19 protein-coding genes and 1 pseudogene are annotated in these 18440 nt (G+C 60.9%); 14 read left to right on the top strand and 6 right to left on the bottom strand.

Annotation, left to right across the window (positions count from 1 at the left end):
* Nucleotides 1-25 precede the first annotated feature (25 nt).
* From flgK to HPTL_RS07915, 3 genes are read left to right on the top strand one after another with little or no spacing between them, the layout of a single operon-like run.
* Nucleotides 26-1693, top strand: coding sequence for a flagellar hook-associated protein FlgK (gene flgK, locus HPTL_RS07925; RefSeq protein ID WP_119335508.1), 1668 nt, complete (start codon nucleotides 26-28; stop codon nucleotides 1691-1693).
* Nucleotides 1694-1707: 14 nt separating this feature from the next.
* A complete protein-coding gene (gene flgL / locus HPTL_RS07920) occupies nucleotides 1708-2694 on the top strand; it encodes a flagellar hook-associated protein FlgL (protein ID WP_119335507.1) in 987 nt (328 codons plus the stop codon).
* 30 nt (nucleotides 2695-2724) lie between these two features.
* Nucleotides 2725-3285: a hypothetical protein gene (locus HPTL_RS07915; protein WP_119335506.1), complete on the top strand. Its 561-nt coding sequence runs from the start codon at nucleotides 2725-2727 to the stop codon at nucleotides 3283-3285.
* A gap of 12 nt (nucleotides 3286-3297) precedes the next feature.
* Here the strand turns inward: HPTL_RS07915 and HPTL_RS07910 are convergent, their stop codons facing one another.
* Complete coding sequence (locus HPTL_RS07910) at nucleotides 3298-3870, bottom strand: NUDIX hydrolase (RefSeq protein WP_119335505.1); 573 nt, start codon at nucleotides 3868-3870, stop codon at nucleotides 3298-3300.
* Nucleotides 3871-4011: 141 nt separating this feature from the next.
* Here HPTL_RS07910 and HPTL_RS07905 point away from each other — a divergent pair, with 141 nt between their 5' ends.
* The 6 genes from HPTL_RS07905 to HPTL_RS07880 all read left to right on the top strand — a co-directional run bounded on the left by HPTL_RS07905 (nucleotide 4012) and on the right by HPTL_RS07880 (nucleotide 8766).
* Nucleotides 4012-4356, top strand: a complete 345-nt coding sequence (locus tag HPTL_RS07905; RefSeq protein ID WP_119335504.1) for a flagellar transcriptional regulator FlhD — start codon at nucleotides 4012-4014, stop codon at nucleotides 4354-4356.
* A complete protein-coding gene (gene flhC / locus HPTL_RS07900) occupies nucleotides 4340-4936 on the top strand; it encodes a flagellar transcriptional regulator FlhC (protein ID WP_119335503.1) in 597 nt (198 codons plus the stop codon). The genes HPTL_RS07905 and flhC overlap by 17 nt, the downstream gene beginning before the upstream one ends.
* Before the next feature lie 28 nt (nucleotides 4937-4964).
* Nucleotides 4965-5816, top strand: coding sequence for a flagellar motor stator protein MotA (motA, locus tag HPTL_RS07895; RefSeq protein WP_119335502.1), 852 nt, complete (start codon nucleotides 4965-4967; stop codon nucleotides 5814-5816).
* 12 nt (nucleotides 5817-5828) lie between these two features.
* Nucleotides 5829-6833 (top strand): flagellar motor protein MotB, encoded by a 1005-nt coding sequence (gene motB, locus HPTL_RS07890; RefSeq protein ID WP_119335501.1) that lies wholly within the window; start codon nucleotides 5829-5831, stop codon nucleotides 6831-6833.
* Nucleotides 6826-8367, top strand: a complete 1542-nt coding sequence (locus HPTL_RS07885) for an Hpt domain-containing protein (RefSeq protein ID WP_170141313.1) — start codon at nucleotides 6826-6828, stop codon at nucleotides 8365-8367. Before motB ends, HPTL_RS07885 begins: the two co-directional genes overlap by 8 nt.
* Nucleotides 8368-8436: 69 nt before the next feature.
* A complete protein-coding gene (locus HPTL_RS07880) occupies nucleotides 8437-8766 on the top strand; it encodes a hypothetical protein (protein WP_119335499.1) in 330 nt (109 codons plus the stop codon).
* Here the strand turns inward: HPTL_RS07880 and HPTL_RS11670 are convergent.
* Both HPTL_RS11670 and HPTL_RS11665 read right to left on the bottom strand, forming a co-directional pair.
* Nucleotides 8763-9053: a CZB domain-containing protein gene (locus HPTL_RS11670; RefSeq protein WP_232000032.1), complete on the bottom strand. Its 291-nt coding sequence runs from the start codon at nucleotides 9051-9053 to the stop codon at nucleotides 8763-8765. The two genes, HPTL_RS07880 and HPTL_RS11670, sit on opposite strands and share 4 nt — an antisense overlap.
* 168 nt (nucleotides 9054-9221) lie before the next feature.
* A pseudogene (locus tag HPTL_RS11665) lies at nucleotides 9222-9881 on the bottom strand (methyl-accepting chemotaxis protein); the annotation flags it as partial.
* Between the two features lie 163 nt (nucleotides 9882-10044).
* Between HPTL_RS11665 and HPTL_RS07870 the strand changes: the two are divergent.
* The 5 genes from HPTL_RS07870 to HPTL_RS07850 are packed head-to-tail and all read left to right on the top strand — an operon-like array spanning nucleotide 10045 to nucleotide 15182.
* Nucleotides 10045-11019: a chemotaxis protein gene (locus HPTL_RS07870; protein ID WP_119335497.1), complete on the top strand. Its 975-nt coding sequence runs from the start codon at nucleotides 10045-10047 to the stop codon at nucleotides 11017-11019.
* A gap of 3 nt (nucleotides 11020-11022) precedes the next feature.
* Entirely contained in the window at nucleotides 11023-12000 is a 978-nt protein-coding gene (locus HPTL_RS07865; RefSeq protein WP_119335496.1) for a chemotaxis protein, read from the top strand.
* Between the two features lie 17 nt (nucleotides 12001-12017).
* A complete protein-coding gene (cheY, locus tag HPTL_RS07860; RefSeq protein ID WP_119335495.1) occupies nucleotides 12018-12410 on the top strand; it encodes a chemotaxis response regulator CheY in 393 nt (130 codons plus the stop codon).
* 16 nt (nucleotides 12411-12426) lie between these two features.
* A complete protein-coding gene (gene cheZ, locus HPTL_RS07855; RefSeq protein ID WP_119335494.1) occupies nucleotides 12427-13266 on the top strand; it encodes a protein phosphatase CheZ in 840 nt (279 codons plus the stop codon).
* A gap of 35 nt (nucleotides 13267-13301) precedes the next feature.
* Nucleotides 13302-15182 carry a chemotaxis protein CheA gene (locus tag HPTL_RS07850; protein ID WP_197713639.1) on the top strand — a complete coding sequence of 627 codons (1881 nt, stop codon included), beginning with the start codon at nucleotides 13302-13304 and terminating at the stop codon, nucleotides 15180-15182.
* Here the strand turns inward: HPTL_RS07850 and tal are convergent.
* From tal to xseA, 3 genes are all read right to left on the bottom strand, one after another.
* Nucleotides 15179-16249 (bottom strand): transaldolase, encoded by a 1071-nt coding sequence (gene tal, locus HPTL_RS07845; protein WP_119335493.1) that lies wholly within the window; start codon nucleotides 16247-16249, stop codon nucleotides 15179-15181. The two genes, HPTL_RS07850 and tal, sit on opposite strands and share 4 nt — an antisense overlap.
* A gap of 62 nt (nucleotides 16250-16311) precedes the next feature.
* Nucleotides 16312-16899 (bottom strand): superoxide dismutase, encoded by a 588-nt coding sequence (locus HPTL_RS07840; protein ID WP_119335492.1) that lies wholly within the window; start codon nucleotides 16897-16899, stop codon nucleotides 16312-16314.
* Nucleotides 16900-16944: 45 nt separating this feature from the next.
* Nucleotides 16945-18366 (bottom strand): exodeoxyribonuclease VII large subunit, encoded by a 1422-nt coding sequence (xseA, locus tag HPTL_RS07835; RefSeq protein ID WP_119335491.1) that lies wholly within the window; start codon nucleotides 18364-18366, stop codon nucleotides 16945-16947.
* Between the last annotated feature and the right edge of the window lie 74 nt (nucleotides 18367-18440).

Here is an 18440-nt window from a genome sequence, read left to right as displayed (position 1 = left end):
GGATAACGGCAGCAGGAGCGGTGCGATGGGGATGTTACAGATCGGCTTGACGGGGTTGATGGCGGCGCGCTATCAGCTCGATACCGCAAGCCACAACATCGCGAACGCCAATACCGAAGGGTATAGCCGTCAGCGGGTCAACCAAAGTACCCAATTTCCGCAATTTGTCGGCTTCGGCTACATCGGTAGGGGCGCGCTGTTGGTGGGCGTGGAGCGCGCGTACGACCAGTTTTTGCAGGGCAACCTTCTTGCTGCAACTACCCGCTACGCGCAGGCGCAACACTATCAGGAGCTGATCGCGCCGCTCGACAACCTCGTCGCGGACCCGGACGCTGGCCTTTCCCCTGCGCTGCAACAGTTTTTCGACGCGGTGCAGGAGGTCGCAGACAACCCGGAAAGCATCGCAGCACGGCAGTCGCTCCTTTCGCAAGGCGAAGTGTTGACGGCACGCTTTCGCCTCTTCGACGCGCGGATCGACGAGATTCGTCAAGACGTCGAGCAGCGCCTCGACGGCGTGGCGCAGCAGGTGACTGCTTTGGCGCGCAACATCGCCGATCTCAACCAACAGATCCTGCAAGCGTCGACCCGCGGTGCGGAAGCGCCCCCCAATGACCTGCTCGATCAGCGGGATCAATTGGCGAAAGAGCTTGCCGGGTTGATCGGGATCAAAACGGTGATCGACGACCAGGGGATGATGTCGGTGTTTATCGGTAGCGGCCAGACACTCGTGCAAGGGGTGGCAAGCGCTACGCTCGCTACCGAAGCCGATCCCGGCGATGCCATGCACCGTCGGCTAACCTACCAGTTTGGTGGTAGCGGGGCTCCACAGGTGCTGCCCGAGCGGCTTGTCACCGGAGGGGAACTGGGGGCGCTCCTGGCGTTTCGCCGTGAAGGGCTCGATCGGATTCAGGACCAATTGGGTTTCTTGGCGACCACATTGGCGTTGGCGTTCAATGCACAACACCAGCAAGGGTACGGCTTGGATGGCGTCACCAATCGCGATTTTTTCGGCGGAGTACCGTCAACTCAGACCTTCACCGGTGACCAAGGGAGCAACCTCACCGTAGGATGGGCAACGCCGCTCGATGTCGCGGCGATGCAACCTGCATCGTTCGAAATTCGGTACGATGGGAGCAATTACACCATCACGCGGCTGCATGACGGTCAGTCGCTTTATACCGGAGCAACGCTCCCGGCAACGTTTCAAGGGCTGACCCTTACTGGTACGTTGAATGCCGGCGAACGGGTCGTAGTGCGGCCGTTTCCTGCACAAGGGGGAACTTTGGCGGTAGCACTCACCGATCCCCGCGCGGTAGCCGCGGCGCAGGCCGATCCCACGAGCGCAACGGGTTCAGGGCCTGCCGACAACGTCAATATGCTGGCGCTTTCCAGCCTTCAGACGACGAAAACGCTCTTTGCCGATGCGTCGGGTATTCCCACCGCGACGTTTCAAACCACCTGGGCAAGCGCCGTGGCCGAATTGGGCACGCTTGCCCGTTCGGTGAAAACCGAAGCCACAGCCAGTAAAGCGCTGGTCGATCAGGTGCAGGCGACACGGGACAGCTACGCGGGCGTCAACCTCGACGAAGAGGCGGCGAACCTCATCCAATTTCAACAGGCCTACCAGGCGGCGAGCAAGACGATGCAGATCGCGCAGAAGCTCTTCGATGAAGTGCTCGCGATTGCTCAGTAACCAGGAGAACGGCTATGTTACGGATCGCAACCAACCAAGTCTATGACCGCAACATCTTCGCGATGCAGCGGGCGCAGACCCAAATGCATCAGACCCAATTGCAGGTGGCGAGCGGTCGCAAGATGGTCGTACCGTCGGACGACCCGGTACGTGCGGCGCGCAGTCTCGAATTGCAGCAGTCGCAGAGCGTGAACCAGCAGTTTCTCGAAAACATCGGCTACGCAAAGGACGTGCTCGGGCTGACCGATACCCGTTTGACGCAGATGAGCGACACCCTGCAATACATGCGCGACAAGTTCGTGCAAGCGGGAACGGGGGCGCTCGCGGCGTCGGACCGCGCGGCGCTCGCGCAGGATTTGCGCAGCCAACTGGCCAATTTGGTTGGGTTGGCAAACAGTCAGGATGGACAGGGAAACTATCTCTTCGCGGGCTTCAAAAACGATCGGCCGCCGGTCGCCTGGGGCGATCACGACGGCAACCCACTGACCCCCGATCGTTACTACTATCAAGGGGATGCGAACGTCAAGCAGATGCGGGTGGGCGCGGCGCGGCTGATCGACGCGAACGTACCGGGATCTTCGACCGGTGGCCCCGGGGGGCTCTTCGATGCCGATCAAAGCACGTTCGTTGCTGGCCCGCCCACGCAATACCCGCTGGCACGGTTTTTCAACGACCTCCAAGATGCGATCGACGCGCTTGATCCCGCTACGGCTGGCACCACCACCATCCATGCGTCGAGCGCCGGGATCGACGCGGTCGATCGCTTCCTGGCGCGCGTGCAACACTATACAGCGAAGGTGGGGTCACAACTTGCGGAACTCGATGCGCTCACCGAGATGGGGAAAGCGCTCGATCTCGATTACGCGCAGGCGCGCTCGCGCATCGAAGATCTCGACTATACCGAGGCGTTGTCGCGATTGGCGCAACAACAGATGGTGCTCTCCGCGGCACAACAGTCGTTCGTCAAGGTTTCCAATCTCAGCTTGTTCCAGTATTTGTGAGCGCGACGTCACGGCGCATGGGGGAGAGGGATGAGGCGGTGCTCTTTTTTCACGAAAGGGGGGTGGTGGCTCGTCCTCGTAGTGGGAGGGGCCGTGGGGCTTACCGGTTGTGCGCAGGAGCGGCTCACTTCTGCCGAGATCGCGCGAGAGGGCGCGGCGGTAGCCGGAAGCGCGCTGCTGCTCTCCGATTCCTCCCTAGGGGTTTCCGCTGCGAACGCTGCAACTGGCACTGGCGCTACCGCGGCGACTGCGTCCACTCCAACCTCGGCGCCGATCTCCCATCTCGGGCTTCTGCGGCAATTGGGCGGTGCGGCGCTGGTTGCCTACGCGCTCTACGATCCGCTCGCCCCCAACTGGACGATTACCGTGCAACCGGAATCGGAGGCGGTGGTCCGTCTGGTGCTGACGATGCGCTCGCTCACCACAGGGGGCAACGGCGAATCGTGGCGCATTTTCCAGCGCGCAGCGCAAAAAGTGACCGAGCAACGGGACGCCAAATCGTACCAGTTGCTTTCCTACGAAGAAGGGGTGGAATCGACGCGGCCGTTTGCGCAGCGCTACGCGGTCGGGACGTTGCGTCTCGTTTACTGAAAGAGCGGGCCACTAAGGGCGTGCGGAGCGTGGCGGCAAGGTTTCGATGAGCGGCACGGTCGGATAGCGGGTGGTGCCCTGTGGCGAGAGGGCGGTGGCTTCGCCGCGCAACAGGTACTCCAGCGCGCGGCGAACCGTTGGGAACGCCAGTTCGTCCCACGGCAAGCACGATAAAGGAAAAAGGCGAATTTCCAAGGTTTCAGCGCCAGGCACCCAGTCCAGGTCCAACAGGGTCGCGCGGTAGAAGAGGTGCACCTGATGGATGTGGGGAACGTCCAGCAACGCATGGAGCGCGTCGATCCGAACCCGCGCTCCCGCCTCTTCCCAGGTTTCCCGCATCGCGGCTTCGAGGGTGCTTTCGTTACACTCCATGAATCCGGCAGGAAGCGTCCAATAGCCGATTCGTGGGGCGATCGCGCGGCGACAGAGCAGGATCTGGTTGCCCCGTAGCGGCAACGTCCCCGCGACGATGCGCGGATTTTCGTAATGGATCGTCGCGCAGTTTGGGCAGACGTAACGAGGCAGATGGTCGAGCGGCGGGATCTTCCGTTCGACGGGATGGCCACAGACGGAACAGAAATTCATCGTGACGAAACGCGGTAACGGCGGTGCGCACAGTGTAGCAAAAAAACCACAAACCGAAATTGCCGCCGATTTTTTTCGCTTTTTCCCTTTTTGGGCGAGGGTGCTTCTTGCTATACTGTGGCGGCAGGAGGAGCGCCGACGATGCCAGCCCCAGACTTTGCCGAGGAAATTCGCGAGCTGAACCTCAACTTTCTCATCCTCGCGCAGCGGATGGCGCACGACAACGTTGCCGCAGCAGCCGTGAAGCTGGGTGTTGCAGAGGAAGACCTGCGGTGGTTGCAGACGCTCTCGCCTGCCAAACTGGTCCGGCTGGCGCAAGGGGCGATGCTCGTGCCGCAATTTCGCTTCGATGGTGCGTTGTTGAAACAATTGGCAGGTGACGTAGGGCGCGACGAAGCCGCAGCGCAGTTGCACGCGCTCATCTTGGCGCAAGCGAAACCGCGGAAAAGCCCGATCGTGGGAGACGACGATGGCGAAAAAACTTGAACAGATCGAAGCCGATGCGCAGGAAATTTTGATCGCAGCGGAATTGATCCGCCTGGGGGCGCGGATGCAGCTGCTGGAAGCGGAGGTGGTGCTGAGCCGCGATCGGCTGATGAAGCTCTACAAGCAAGTGCGGGGTGTCTCGCCGCCAAAAGGGATGCTTCCGTTTTCGACCGATTGGTTCATGAGCTGGCAGCCGAACGTCCATTCCACGCTCTTTGCCAATTTTTGGCAACAGGTGGCGGAAACTGACCACCGGCGGCGTTTGATCACCGCGTACCAACTCTATCTCGATACCGTAGATGCCGTTCAGATCGAGCCGGTATTGAGTATCACTCGGGCGTGGACGCTGCTGCGCTTTCTCAACGCCGAGTTGCTGCAACTCACGCCCTGTTCGCAATGCGGCGGCCATTTCGTCACCCACGCCTATGAACCGGCGAAAACCTTCGTCTGCGGACTGTGTCACATGCCGTCGCGCGCAGGAGCAGGTCAAGAAAATCGTAAGCACCGTTTGGCCGCTGCGCAACGTTCTCTCCCGGTGAAGAAAAACCGACGGCGCGTGGCGTCTGCAGTCACCGGTTGATAGCACTATCGGAAACGGCTAAGACCCGATGTTTCTCCTGATCGGCTACGTCATCATCTTGGCGTCGGCGCTGGGCACCTACGCGGTGCACGGTAGCCTTGCTGCCCTCTTCGTCCCAACCGAATACATTGCGATCGTCGGGTTGTTGATCGGGAGTTTTGTCGCGTCCAACAACCCCAGTTCGTTGAAAGCGGCGGTGGGCGGGCTTGCGGCGGTTTTCAAGAACTCGCCCTACACTCGTGCGTTTTACATCGAACTGCTGGCGCTGCTCTTCGAGATTCTCACCAAGGTGCGCAAAGAGGGGTTGATGGCGATCGAGCAGGACGTCGAAAACCCTGAAGGTTCGGCCATTTTTGGCAAGTACCCGTTGGTGTTGCACGACCACCATCTGGTGGAATTCATTACCGACTACCTACGGATGATGGTGAGCGGCAGCCTCAACGCGATCGAAGTCGAAGGGTTGATGGAGCAAGAGATCGAAACCCACCACATCGAAGCGCATCTGCCGGCGCACCTCATCTCGAAAGCAGCAGACTCAGTCCCCGCGTTCGGTATCGTCGTCGCGGTGATGGGGGTGGTGAACGTGATGGGTTCGGTGGGGGAGCCGCCCGCGGTGCTCGGGAAGATGATCGGCGGCGCGCTCGTCGGGACTTTCTTGGGGATCTTGGTTTCCTACGGTTTCGTCGGCCCCATCGCCAGCCAGCTCGAACTCAAGGTCCAAGACGGCAGCAAGCCTTTTCAGGTGGCAAAAGCGGTGCTGCTCGCGAGCATGAACGGCTACCCGCCGCAGATGGCGGTGGAGTTTGGCCGTAAGGTGTTGTGGTCGACGGTGCGGCCCACCTTCGCCGAGCTCGAGGAAGAGCTCAAGAACCGCAAGTAATCGGGTAGCGCGATGAGAGACGATACCCAACAGCCGATCGTCGTCAAACGGGTCAAGAAGGTCAGCGGTGGCGCGCATGGCGGCGCATGGAAGATCGCGTACGCCGATTTCGTCACCGCGATGATGGCCTTTTTTCTTTTGATGTGGCTGTTGGGCTCGACCGCGAAAGGAGACCTCGACGGGATCGCGCAATTTTTCCAGAACCCGCTCAGAGTCGCACGTGAAGGGGGGTCGGGCTCCGGCGATGCTGAGCGGATCATTCCGGGGGGCGGTGAGGACCTCTCCCGGCGCGTTGGGCAGGTGAAACGAGGGGACACCCCATCGAAAAGCACGTTCCAACGCGACGGTGGCGAGGGGTCTTTGCCCACGAAAGGCCGCTCGGACAACAAGAACGAATCCCCAGATGTGCAACGCGTGCAAGGTGCGACGAGCGACGCCGAGGCGCAGGAGCGGGAAAATCAGAAGCGGCGCGAACTCGCACAAATGGAGCGGGTGCGTTCGCTCCTCGAAGCGATGATCGAGGCTGACAACACTTTACGCGCGTTGCGCGACCAGATCCGGATGCAGATCACCGAAGACGGGTTGGCGATCGAAATCGTCGATGAGAAGAATCGGCCGATGTTCGCTTCCGGCAGCAGTGAGGTCCAACCGTACATGCGGGATCTGTTGCGCCTCATTGGACGGACGCTGAGCGGAATCGAGAACAAGATCATGATCGCAGGCCATACCGACGCGACACCGTTTGCCAACAACGGGCGCGGCATCTCCAACTGGGAACTTTCGGCCGACCGAGCGAACGCGGCGCGGCGGGAGTTGGTCGCCGGAGGACTGGATCCGGAGAAGGTCTTTCGCGTCGTCGGCATGGCCGACACCGTTCCGTTCGTGCCGGAAGACCCCTACGCGCCGCAAAACCGGCGCATCAGTATCATCGTCCTGAAACGCGAAGCCGAAGAGGATCTGCGCAAGCAGGCTTCGCAGATCACGGAAACGCTGCGGCGTGGGGTGGCGCGTGAATGACGAAGAATTGAACGCGCTCTACGCCGCAGAAAAAACAGAAACGATCTCGGCGATCGAATCCCTCTTGGCGCAGGCCGACCGCGACGGGTGGAGCGAAGCGATTCAGCAAGAGGCGGTCCGCTTGGCGCACTCCCTCAAAGGCGCGGCGGCGGCGATGGGGGATGAAGCGTTTTCGCGGCTCGCGCGCATTCTGGAAGACCGGTTGGCGAAATGGCCTGGAAAAGGGGCGGCGCTCGATGAACAAGCGCCTACGGAAGTTCACACCAACGACCCATTTTCTGCGTGGCGCGTTACTCTGACCCCAGCGCCGCACGTGCGCGCGAGCCGGGCCATGCAGGAGGAGCTTGTCGCGGCGCTTTCTGCGTTCGGTTCGGTTCGCGCGGATCCCGACCCTATCGCGGAAAACGCAACCACCTGGTCGTGGATCGTAACGAGCGCGGCTGCGGACAAACGCGCACTTCGCGATGCGGTCGAACTCTTTGCGGTGCCTGGCTCTGTCGCGGTCGAACGGCTTGCCGAGGAACGGGCGCAACCCGTCCCGCCGCCTGACGCACCCAACGCCATCGAAACACCATCGGTGCCCACCGAACCTCAGACGGGTGCGCCCCATCTCAGCGCCTCTCCGGCCACCGACGTGGCGGGTGATCTGGTCTGCGAACCGGGTGCGGAAGGTGCCCCCTGGCAGACGTGGTGGCGTGCGTTGGTGCATGCGCAGCACGCCGCGTCGTCGTTCCCTGAAACGGACGGCTTGGTGTATGACGCGGTGCGCACGGCCCAATTGCCGTTGTCTCTTTGGGTGCAAACGTGGCAGGGGGTATGGCGGACGCAATTGCCGGCGTGGTCGGTGACCCTCACCGGCGACGCGGCGGTGATCACCCCAGCGTTTGCCGAAGTGCTCGACCGCTGGCAACACGTCGCGCTCAGCGCGGCCAAGGCGTGTGGGGCGCACGGGGCGCTGCGTCTGACAATGCGGTGCTATCGCATGGGCGCGACGGTTCGGTTCGTCCTCTCCGGGGATCCGGACGGGGTCGCGACGGTGAAAGCGGCGTGGCTGTCTGAATTGCCTACCCAAGCCGCGTGGGTGGTCCGCGAGACCAACGACGCTTGGGAAATGGCGATGCCGTTTGCGCCCGCGATCTTGTGGGCGTTCTGGCTCACTGTGGCGGAGCAAGCGGTTGCGGTGCCCGCAGAATCGGTCGCGGCGTTTTTCCCGCAGATGCCGAAAAATGCCTGCCGGTTCGTGAACGGGCTGTGGTACCTCTCCCTAGCCGGTACCCCATACCCGTGGCGGCCGCTCATTCCTGAAACCGACCGTGCGCCGTTCGAATACCCTGTGGTGGTGGCACTGGCTTGCGGAACGCGGACGGTACTTACCGGTGTCGATGGTGCCGAACGGGCAGGGGGCGTGGCAACCCAACCGTTAGCCGATGGTGCGGCGCTCCAAGCGGGGTGGGTGGCGTTGGCAACTCGGGGAGAAGCGCTCGCTACCGTGCTCGATCCGGAGCGGTGGTGGGCAGCTTCCTGTCCGCGCTAAAAACCCTCAAGTTTTTTTCCTTGGTGCCGATAACGCTTCATGACAAGATCGTCATGGAGCGAAGCCATCATGGACTGGGAAGCAGTGTGGCAATACGTACGGCTTGCGGCGCTCAACGCCGACGCCGTCGCTGCACGCTACCCGGACGATCTAGCGGTCCGTGCGTTGCGCACCGATTTGCAAGCACTGGAGCGGCTGTTGGTGACGACAGGGGCAACGCACCACGGTCTTCAAGGCGATGCGGAATCGGCCCGACTGCAGCGCAACGACGATGCCGCGCACGCATCCCTCGACAAAGGCAATGCGCGCTTAGCAAACACCCCGCGGCGGCCGGTGAAAGTGCGCGCACGCGGGGTGTTGGACGGCAGTGAAGATTGGGATCGTCTCGTCGACGACTAATCTTCGCACTGCAAGAGCGCTGGGTTCTCTTCCCCCGCGGTAACCAGGCGATCCAAGAGGTTGATCACCTGCATCGACGCCTCATTCATTCGCGCGAGTGCGGTAACCACCTGATCCCAGTTGTGCTGCGCGTACGCGGTAAGAGCCGCTTTGGCCGCGTCGTGTACCGAACGGTGTGGCGCTTCGAGGTCGCGAAAACCGGGGAAGTGGCTGAAGCAGTGGTGCCCTTTCCCTTCGTAGTACCACTTGCCCAACCGGCACGCTTGATGGCTGGCGAACTCGTCCACGCTTTTTTGGCTGTTGCCCAGGATCACCTGATAGACCTCGAATTTGTACACGATGTGGTCGAGTTTCGCGATTTCGCAGAACGCACGCAGCGCCGAGAGCGCCGCTTCGCGGTGGATCGTTTCGATTTCATTCCCCAACGCCTCTACCTCTTGCGCCGTGGTGCGGCTCTCTTCGCTATAGCTTTGGGCGCGTTCGGCCAACGCGACGATCGCAGTGCGGCTTGCGCTGCTGTCGTTGCGGATCTGCTCGACCAGTCGTGCGATATCGGAAGTGGCCACTGCGGTGCGCTCGGCGAGTTTGCGTACCTCGTCGGCGACCACCGCAAATCCGCGCCCCTGTTCACCGGCGCGTGCGGCTTCGATCGCCGCGTTCAACGCAAGTAGGTTGGTTTGATCGGCGATCTCACGGATCAGATTGACGATGCCGCTGATCTGCTGCGCCCGCTCGTCGAGCGCGCCGATCTTGGTCATCGCCTCTTGCGATGCCTCAGCCAACTTCTGCAGATTGTTCGCGATGGTACGCACCACCTGTTCCGTATGCACGGCAGCTTTTTCGGCATGCTCGGCCTGATCCTGGTCGGCCTCTGCCGTTTCGGCCAGCGTCACGAAACTGCTGCGAACGCTCCCGAGCGATTGCCCAAACGCAACGAACTCTTTGAGGACGCGGCGAAGATTCTCTGCTTCTGTACGGCAAGCGTCGGCTTCGGCACGTGCCTCTTCTGTTTCGCGACGTGCTTCCTGAAGCGCTTGCTGGGCGCGCGCCAGTTCATCGGTGAGCGCAGCGATCCGCGCTGCTTGTTCTTGAATTTTGGTCTTGTTGCCGAACATGGGGGGCTCCTCGTGTTCCGAACGGATGGAATTATTATCGACCAAAGCGCAAAAAACTTGAGGAAAAATTGCGGCCTTTTTTTCGTCCAATTTGCCTCAAGTTTTTTTCTGATCCGTCGTAATATAGCACTATCGCGAAGTGACAGCGCGCAAGGAGCCCATCATGACCGACCTGCTCAAACGCATCGATGAGCGCACGAAACTTGCAGGCACCAACAAACTCGAAATTTTGCTGTTCACCTTGGGAGTGAGTCAAGCCACGGGGCGGCGTGAGACCTTTGGGATCAATGTCTTCAAGGTCCGTGAAGTGATGAAGACCCCGCCGATCACCGCAGCGCCGGAAATGCCCAAAGCGGTGAAGGGGATGGTGAGTTTGCGTGGCGTGTTGGTACCGGTGGTCGATCTGGGCGAATATGTCGGGGTGGAACCGGGCAGCGAACGCAACATCATGATCGTCACCGAATACAACCAGCACGTGCAAGGGTTCCTGGTGGAATCGGTCGACACCATCTTGCGGCTCGATTGGTCGCAGATGCGGGTGCCGCCCGATATGCTCACCGCGAAGATGGGGGGGCTCGTCACCGCGGTGACGGAACTCACCGATGGGCGCTTGGTGATGCTGCTCGACGTGGAAAAGGTGCTTTCCGATACCACCGGTGGGGTCGAAGCGGAAGCGGATCTCTATGCCGGTATCGAACCCCTACCCGATGCGGACCGCTTCACGATCTATTACGCCGACGATTCGGCGATCGCGCGCGAACAGGTCGAACGGACGCTGCAAAAGCTGGGCGTCCGGTACGTGGAAGCAGTCAATGGCCGACAATGCTGGGAGAACCTGGAGCGTGCCGCGGAACGGGCGCGTACGCTCAAACGACCGGTGAAAGAGCTCGTCTCGGCGGTGCTTACCGATATCGAAATGCCGGAGATGGACGGTTTCATCCTCACCAAAAAGATCAAGACCGACCGCCGCTTTGCCGGGATTCCGGTCCTGATGCATTCGTCGCTTTCCGGGATGCAGAACCAACATCTAGGCAAATCGGTTGGGGTCGACGAGTATGTGCCGAAATTCCAGCCGCAAGAATTGGCGGCGATTCTGCGGCGCGTTTTGTACGAAGCCCATGGCAAACGGGAGGGCTGAGCGATGAATCTTCCTGCGAAAACGGTCATCGAACCGGAACTGGTCGAGGAGAAGTCGGAACACAGTGCATTCGAAGAGATCGAGGCGCGCGCCGGGTTGGCTGGCTCGAACCGTTTCGAAATCCTCCTCTTTTCGCTGGGGACGAGCGAAATCTTTGGCGTCAATGTGTTCAAAGTGCGTGAGGTGATGAGCACCCCGTTCATCACCCGCGCGCCCAACGTGCCGCCTGGTGTCGAAGGGTTGGTGAGTCTGCGCGGCAACGTCATCCCGGTGGTGTCGTTGGCGAAGGTGATGGGGTTGGCGCCGATGGACGACCGCCTGGCACCGACGATGATGGTTGCCGAATACAGCCAAAAGACGTTGGCGTTCCTCGTCGAATCGGTGGACCGCATCATCCGCGTCGAGTGGGGGCTGGTGCGCGAACCGGAAAACGTCTCGCAGCAGGTCCACGGGATGATCACTGCGATCACCGAGCTCCCAGATGGCCGCATCGTCTCGATCATCGACGTCGAATCGATTCTGGCGCGGGTCTTTGGCGAAGAGGTGGTCGGGACGATTTTGCCGATTCCCGAAGGGCACCGCTACCACGTCTTCTTCGTCGATGACTCGGGCGTTGCGCGTAAAAAGATTGCGGAGGTGCTCGACAAACTCGGAGTGAAGCACGCACATGCGAACAACGGCGCAGAGGCGTGGGCGCGACTCGAAAGTATGGCCAATTTTGCCGAACAAACCGGCCAAAGTTTGCGCGAACAGGTCGATGTGATTTTGGTCGACGCCGAAATGCCGGAGATGGACGGTTATGTGCTGACCAAATACATCAAGGCCGACCCCCGTTTCGAAGGCATTCCGGTGATCATGCACTCCTCGCTCTCGTCGCAAGCGAACCGGGCGATGGGCGAACGGGTGGGTGTCGACGGCTATGTGGCAAAATTCGACGCCCATGCGTTGGCCGAGACCCTCCGGCCGTTACTCACACGATGATCAAGGAGTGCTGATCCATGGACAAAAACAAAATCCGTTTTCTGGTGGTCGACGATTTTTCGACGATGCGTCGCATCGTGCGCAACCTGTTGAAGGAACTGGGGTACACCAACGTCGAAGAGGCTGAAGACGGCCAGGTGGCACTCAACAAATTGGAAAGCCAACCGTTCGATTTCGTCATCACCGACTGGAACATGCCCAACATGGACGGGCTGACGCTGCTCAGAAAGATCCGCAGTTCCGAAAAGCTCAAACACCTGCCGGTGTTGATGATCACCGCAGAAGCGAAAAAGGAGAACATCATCGCGGCGGCGCAGGCGGGCGCTTCAGGATACATCGTCAAGCCTTTCACGGCAGCGGTGTTGGCGGAAAAGCTCGACCGCATCTTTGCGAAGCTGGGCAAACAGTAGCGCGTGGAGCAAGACGATGAGTAAAAAACACGAATCTGGCGACAGCGACGAATTGCAAGCGTTGTTCGACAGCATCGTCGGCGCTGCTGCGCAGAGCTCGGAACCGGAAACGGAGAGTGGTGACAGCGATGAACTGCAGGCGCTGTTCGATACCGTTGCCGAGCAGTTTCAAGCAAGCGCCGAGGCGGATTCGGATGCTTCTGACCCAGGCGAAGCAGCCGAACCGCCCCTGACACCCGAGCAGCGCGACGAACTCTACCGCCGCATCGGAAAGGTGGCGCGGCAACTCCATGAGGCGCTCAAAGAGCTTGGGTGTGAATCGGTCGTCGCGGAAGCAGCGCAAGCAGTTCCCGATGCCAAAGAGCGGCTGCGCTACATCGCGCAGAAAACTGAAGAAGCTGCGGTCAAGGTCCTCAATGCGGCCGAGATCGCGTCGCCGTTGCAAAAAGAGTTGGAGAGCAAAGCGCAGGCGCTGCGCGCCCGTTGGGATCAGCTCTTTGCCAATCAGCTCTCGCCGCAGGAGTTCAAAGCGCTTGCGAAAGAGACGCATGCGTTCCTTGCGCTTACGGAAGAGAACGCGCACCTCACCGCCGAGCAGCTCATGAACATCGTGATGGCGCAGGATTTCCAAGACCTTACCGGTCAAGTGATCAAAAAAGTGATCGAGATCGTCGGCCGGATCGAAACCGAACTGCTGCAGATCCTCATCGAAGCGATGCCAGAAGAGCTGCGACAGAAAAAACACCAATCGGAAGGCGACGAAGCCTTGCTGAATGGGCCGGCTGTTCAGAAGGGGGAGGGCGTTTTGTCGTCCCAAGAAGAGGTGGATGATCTACTGAGTAGTCTCGGCTTCTGACGGCTCGGGACAGCGCAGAAACAAGGAGCAGAGCCATGAGCGATTTTGCTGGTATGCAGGACCTTCTCCAGGATTTTTTGGTCGAAGCGGAAGACCTGCTCTCAGGCGTCGATAACCGTTTGGTCGAGCTCGAAAAGAACCCGCACGACAAAAATCTCTTGAACGAAATTTTTCGTGGGTTTCACACCATCAAAGGGGGTGCGGGGTTTCTTGGCGCGAACGAACTGGTGACGTTGTGTCACCTGACCGAAAACCTCTTCGACAAGCTGCGCAACGACGAACTGTCGCTCACGCCATCGCTCATGGATCTGATCCTGGAAGCCACCGCCGCCGTCCGGGACATGTTCTCCTATTTGGAGCGCAGCGTGCAACCGCCGCCCGCGGAAGAGTCACTACTCGAACGGTTGCGGGCCGCGCTTGCCGGGAAACTGCCCGAACCCGCAGGTGGGGGTACCAAAAGCCAGGCCGATGCCGTAGATTCGGGTAAAGATGGGGGCAGTGAACCCGATTGGGAGTTGCTGCACCAAGTGGTTGCGGGGGAAACAGCGAACGAGTCCAAGGCGACGCCGAAGCCAGACGACGCCAAAGCGCACGACGGCAAAGCGGAAGCAAAAGCGGCGCCACCTGCGCCCAAGCGCGCGTCCGTCCCTGCCCCGGTGCGGCGGCCAGCCGAAAATCGGGACCAGGGAATCCGCATCGAAACGTCGCGCCTCGACCAGGTGCTCAACCTAGCGGGCGAAATCGGGCTTACCAAAAACCGCTTGACCGCGTTGCGTAGCGACATCCTGGCGGGGAAAACCGACCCCGATACCCTTCATGCGCTCGACGTTTCGGTCAATCAGCTCGATCTCTTGGTTTCCGACCTGCAAAACGCGGTGATGAAAACGCGGATGCAGCCCATTGGGCGGTTGTTCCAGAAATATCCGCGTATTGCGCGCGATTTGGCACGCCAGCTCGGCAAACAGATCGAACTCGTGATCAGCGGTGAAGAGACCGAGATCGACAAGACGATGATCGACGATCTTTCGGATCCGCTCATTCACCTCATCCGCAACGCGGTGGATCACGGTATCGAATCGCCGGAAGAGCGCATCGCTGCCGGGAAGAAACCGGAAGGGACGATTCAACTCTCCGCGAAACAGGAAGGGGACCATATCCTGATCATCATCGCCGACGACGGCAAAGGGATGAGTGCGGAAAAGATTCGCGCGAAAGCGGTCGAGAAAGGGTTGATTTCGGCCGACGAAGCGAACGGGTTGGACGACCGGCAAAGCCTCAACCTCATCTTTCTGCCCGGTTTCTCCACCGCAGAGAAGGTCTCCGACGTCTCGGGGCGCGGCGTGGGGATGGACGTGGTGCGGACCAACATCACCAAATTGAACGGCACGATCGACGTGCAATCGGAACCGGGGCGCGGGACGACCTTCATCATCAGCCTGCCGCTCACGCTCGCGATTCTGCCGGTGCTGCTCGTCCGCCTAGGCGAACAACCCTTCGCAGTGCCGCTCTCGATGGTGCGCGAAATCCTTCCGATTCACCTCGACGAGGTGCGCGAGGTAGGTGGACGCTCGACGTTGGTGGTGCGGGGCGAAGTGCTGCCGATTTTGCCGCTTTCGCTGCTCCTCAATTGGCCGATGACCCGCAGCCCCAATTACGGCGTACTGATGCAAATGGCCGAATTTTCGTTCATCCTTGGTATCGACAGCTTCGCTGGGCGGGAAGACGCGGTGATCAAGTCGCTCGAAGATTTCCGACCCAAAGGGGTTGCGGGTGTGACGATCCTCTCCAACGGTCAGATCGTCCTGATCCTCGACATGAAAGAGCTCTTCGAAACCAGCACCGGCCGCCAGGGGGTGAGCAAGAAAGAGCTGGAGAAATACGCCCAACCCCCCGAAGCGGTGATGCAGCCGGCCTAACCGGCAACGATCGCCAACAACCGCGCCTGGGCTTGCGCAAACGCATTGAGCCCCGCGCGCTGCAGATCGGCGCCGATCGCCTCGAGGTCGATACCCAGCGTCTGCAAACGTTGCAGATGCTGGTGTGCTTCGTCGACGTGGAGCGCAAGTGTGGCTTCGTCCGCTTTGCCGTGATCGAGCAGCGCTTCGAGCGTGGCGAGTGGCAGGGTATTGATCGTTTCTGGCCCGATGAGTGGTTCGACGTACAAAAGATCGGAATAGGCTGGGTTCTTGGTGCTGGTGCTCGCCCACAAAACCCGTTGCGGGTGTGCAGCAAAAAGGGGATCGGTAGCCAACAGGCTGCGATACGTGGCGCCGATCGCTTTGGCCATCGCAACCGCCGTCATCCCTTGCCACTCCGGGTGCTCCGGCGCCCGTTCCGCCAGGAGGGGATCGACCGCGCTGTCCATTCGCGAAAGGAAGACACTCGCGACGCTATACCCCGGGGTGATGCCTAGCGCTTGCGCCGCGGCAGCCGCTCGGCGGTAGGCGTCGACGACGGCCTGCCATTGACCCGGAGAGAAAATCAGCGTGACATTGACGCCGATCCCTTCGGCGACGAGCGTTGCCATCGCGTCGATCCCTGCAGCGGTTGCCGGAATCTTGATCAACACGTTGGGTTCGGGAATGCGCGCAAGGAGCCGTTTCGCAGCAGCGATGGTGCCGTCACGGTCGTGGGCCAATGCTGGGCTCACTTCGATACTGACATATCCGGCGCGACCGTTGCTTTCGTCCCAGGTCGCGCGAAACTGTTGACAGGCGCTGAGCACATCGGCGGCTACGAGCAGTTCGAGCGCCGCTTCCGGCTCCAGGTCGCTTTGCCGCAACGCCGCGAGTTCGTCACGGTACGCGTCGCTTTGGCTGATCGCTTTTTCGAAGATCGCCGGGTTGGTGGTAACGCCAGTGACCCCTTTCGCTTGCCACGCGCGCAACGTACCATCGAGGAGCCATTCCCGTGTCAATTGATCGAGCCAGATCTGCTGCCCAAGCGCATCGATGTGCGCCAAAATGGGATGCCGGTTGCTCATGGTTGCCCTTCGCGTAAAAAAGCCCCGTTGCCGGGGCGATGTTCAACCGAAACGGGGTGCGGTCACGCCGCGTAGTTTTGCTCCGCGAACGACCAATTGACCAGATGGTCGAGGAACGCGGTGACGAAATCGGGGCGACGGTTGCGGTAATCGATGTAGTAGGCGTGCTCCCAGACGTCGATGGTCAAAAGCGGCGTATCCCCCGTGGTGAGCGGAGTTCCGGCAGCGCCCATATTGACGATATCGACGCTGCCATCGGCTTTCTTCACCAGCCACGTCCAGCCCGAACCGAAGTTGCCGACGGCCGAGGCATGGAACGCTTTCTTGAATGCGTCGAAGCTCCCCCATTTCGCTTCGATCGCTGCTTTGAGCGCGCCGGAAGGCTCGCCGCCGCCGTTTGGCGAGAGGCAGTTCCAGAAAAACGAGTGGTTCCAGGTTTGCGCCGCGTTGTTGTAGATGCCGCCAGCAGGAGCCTTCTTGACGATCTCTTCGAGCGGCATGTCTTCAAATTCGGTCCCTTTGATCAGATTGTTGAGGTTATTGACGTAGGCCTGATGGTGCTTGTCGTGGTGGTATTCGAGCGTTTCAGCGCTCATATAGGGTTCGAGCGCGTTTTTCGCAAACGGGAGTTCGGGAAGTTGATGGATCATCGTTTGGCCCTCCATGGGTTGGTTGAACAGTAAAGCCTGACCATTCTACTCGGTATTTTCGCCACCGACAACCTCTGCTAACGCCCGGGCGTCGGCAAATTGGATCGCGATCCGTTCCTCGGTTTCCAATTGCGCGGCGCGGGTAATGAGCCGTCCGCTTTCGGAATCGAACACCAACGCATAACCGCGTGCCAAGACCGCGGTGGGGGAAAGCGCCTCGAGGCGGGCAGCGAGCGTCTCCAATCGCCGCTTCGGCTCTGCCAAATCGAACGAGGCGGCGCGTAACCTGTCACTGCTTGCCGACCAAGCCCTGCGATAGGGGGCAAGCAGCGCGAGCGGGTGGGGAAGGCGTTGCGCGATCGCCTCGAGCGCCGTGCGTTGGGCCGCGAGTTGCGCGCGCGGGTGGCAGAGCCGCGCGGCGGTGGCCTCGAGCGTTCGGGCTGAGCTGCGCAACCGTTGGGCAAGCGCTTCACGCAGCGCGGCGTAGCGCTGCTCGAGCCGTTCGCGCCGTTCGCGGATCGCGAACGCGGGCGAGAGCCGTTTCAGGTCCCGTTCCCCCCAATCGAGCTGTTGATTGACCTGCTGCCACTGGATGCGAAACGCACGCTTGAGCCGCGCGTCGAGTTCTTGGATCTGGGCGGTGCCTTCGCTCCACCCTTGCGCGATCAGCACCGCCGCACCGGTTGGGGTCGGCGCGCGCGCGTCCGCGACGAAGTCGGCGATCGTCGTGTCGGTCTCATGTCCAACGCCGCTTACCACCGGGATCGGGCAGGCGGCAATCGCGCGGGCAACGGCCTCTTCGTTGAACGCTGCGAGATCTTCCGCGGCACCGCCGCCACGAACCAGCAACACGGCTTCCAAACGAAGTGCCGCCGCACATTGCGCCACGGTGGTGAGCGCTGCGACGATCGCATCCGGCGCTTGAGGGCCTTGCACCAACGTGGGCACGAGCACCGCAGTGATCATCGGCGCGCGCGCCGCAAGGGTGCGCAACACATCCTGCAACGCGTCCGCTTGCGGGCTGGTGACGATCGCAATGCGGCGCGGAAAGCGGGGCAACGGCCGTTTGCGCGCCGCATCGAAGAGCCCTTCGGTTTCCAATTTCGCCTTCACCGCCAAAAACCGCTGAAACCAAGCGCCGGCGCCGGCGGCACGGATCTGTTGCACATCGAGCTGGTAGGTGCCGCGCGGCGCGTAGGTGGTCAGTTGCCCGAAGACTTCGATCGCGTCGCCATTTTTGGGAAGCCCCCCCGTCTCGCCCCGCATCATCCGTTCGGCGCGCGATCGCCACAACGTGCAGGCAATCGCCGCGTTGTCGTCACGCAGTGTGAAGTAGTAGTGCCCAGATGGCGCGCGGCTGAAGTTGCTGACCTCTCCCGTGACCCAGAGTGGGGTCGGAAACGCGGTGGCGAGCGATGCGCGCACCGCTTCGGCGAGGTCAGAGACGGTCCAGATGGGTTCGGACATGGGGCGTTTACCTTGGCAACCGCAGTCGTTGGTGGTATTTTGTCACACATTTTCGATAGCCATGCTCGAGGAGT

The organism is Hydrogenophilus thermoluteolus, from assembly GCF_003574215.1.
Taxonomy (GTDB): Bacteria; Pseudomonadota; Gammaproteobacteria; order Burkholderiales; family Rhodocyclaceae; genus Hydrogenophilus; species Hydrogenophilus thermoluteolus.
The sequence above is the reverse complement of the archived record's forward strand: the minus strand, read 5'-3'. Positions and strand labels throughout refer to the sequence as shown.

Bases quoted from the DNA above. Each gene is read 5' to 3' on its own strand.
- flgK (WP_119335508.1), top strand. From the start codon at position 26: ATGGGGATGTTACAGATCGGCTTGACGGGGTTGATGGCGGCGCGCTAT.
- flgL (WP_119335507.1), top strand. From the start codon at position 1,708: ATGTTACGGATCGCAACCAACCAAGTCTATGACCGCAACATCTTCGCG.
- HPTL_RS07915 (WP_119335506.1), top strand. From the start codon at position 2,725: ATGAGGCGGTGCTCTTTTTTCACGAAAGGGGGGTGGTGGCTCGTCCTC.
- HPTL_RS07910 (WP_119335505.1), bottom strand. From the start codon at position 3,870: ATGAATTTCTGTTCCGTCTGTGGCCATCCCGTCGAACGGAAGATCCCG.
- HPTL_RS07905 (WP_119335504.1), top strand. From the start codon at position 4,012: ATGCCAGCCCCAGACTTTGCCGAGGAAATTCGCGAGCTGAACCTCAAC.
- flhC (WP_119335503.1), top strand. From the start codon at position 4,340: ATGGCGAAAAAACTTGAACAGATCGAAGCCGATGCGCAGGAAATTTTG.
- motA (WP_119335502.1), top strand. From the start codon at position 4,965: ATGTTTCTCCTGATCGGCTACGTCATCATCTTGGCGTCGGCGCTGGGC.
- motB (WP_119335501.1), top strand. From the start codon at position 5,829: ATGAGAGACGATACCCAACAGCCGATCGTCGTCAAACGGGTCAAGAAG.
- HPTL_RS07880 (WP_119335499.1), top strand. From the start codon at position 8,437: ATGGACTGGGAAGCAGTGTGGCAATACGTACGGCTTGCGGCGCTCAAC.
- HPTL_RS07870 (WP_119335497.1), top strand. From the start codon at position 10,045: ATGACCGACCTGCTCAAACGCATCGATGAGCGCACGAAACTTGCAGGC.
- HPTL_RS07865 (WP_119335496.1), top strand. From the start codon at position 11,023: ATGAATCTTCCTGCGAAAACGGTCATCGAACCGGAACTGGTCGAGGAG.
- cheY (WP_119335495.1), top strand. From the start codon at position 12,018: ATGGACAAAAACAAAATCCGTTTTCTGGTGGTCGACGATTTTTCGACG.
- cheZ (WP_119335494.1), top strand. From the start codon at position 12,427: ATGAGTAAAAAACACGAATCTGGCGACAGCGACGAATTGCAAGCGTTG.
- HPTL_RS07850 (WP_197713639.1), top strand. From the start codon at position 13,302: ATGAGCGATTTTGCTGGTATGCAGGACCTTCTCCAGGATTTTTTGGTC.
- tal (WP_119335493.1), bottom strand. From the start codon at position 16,249: ATGAGCAACCGGCATCCCATTTTGGCGCACATCGATGCGCTTGGGCAG.
- HPTL_RS07840 (WP_119335492.1), bottom strand. From the start codon at position 16,899: ATGATCCATCAACTTCCCGAACTCCCGTTTGCGAAAAACGCGCTCGAA.
- xseA (WP_119335491.1), bottom strand. From the start codon at position 18,366: ATGTCCGAACCCATCTGGACCGTCTCTGACCTCGCCGAAGCGGTGCGC.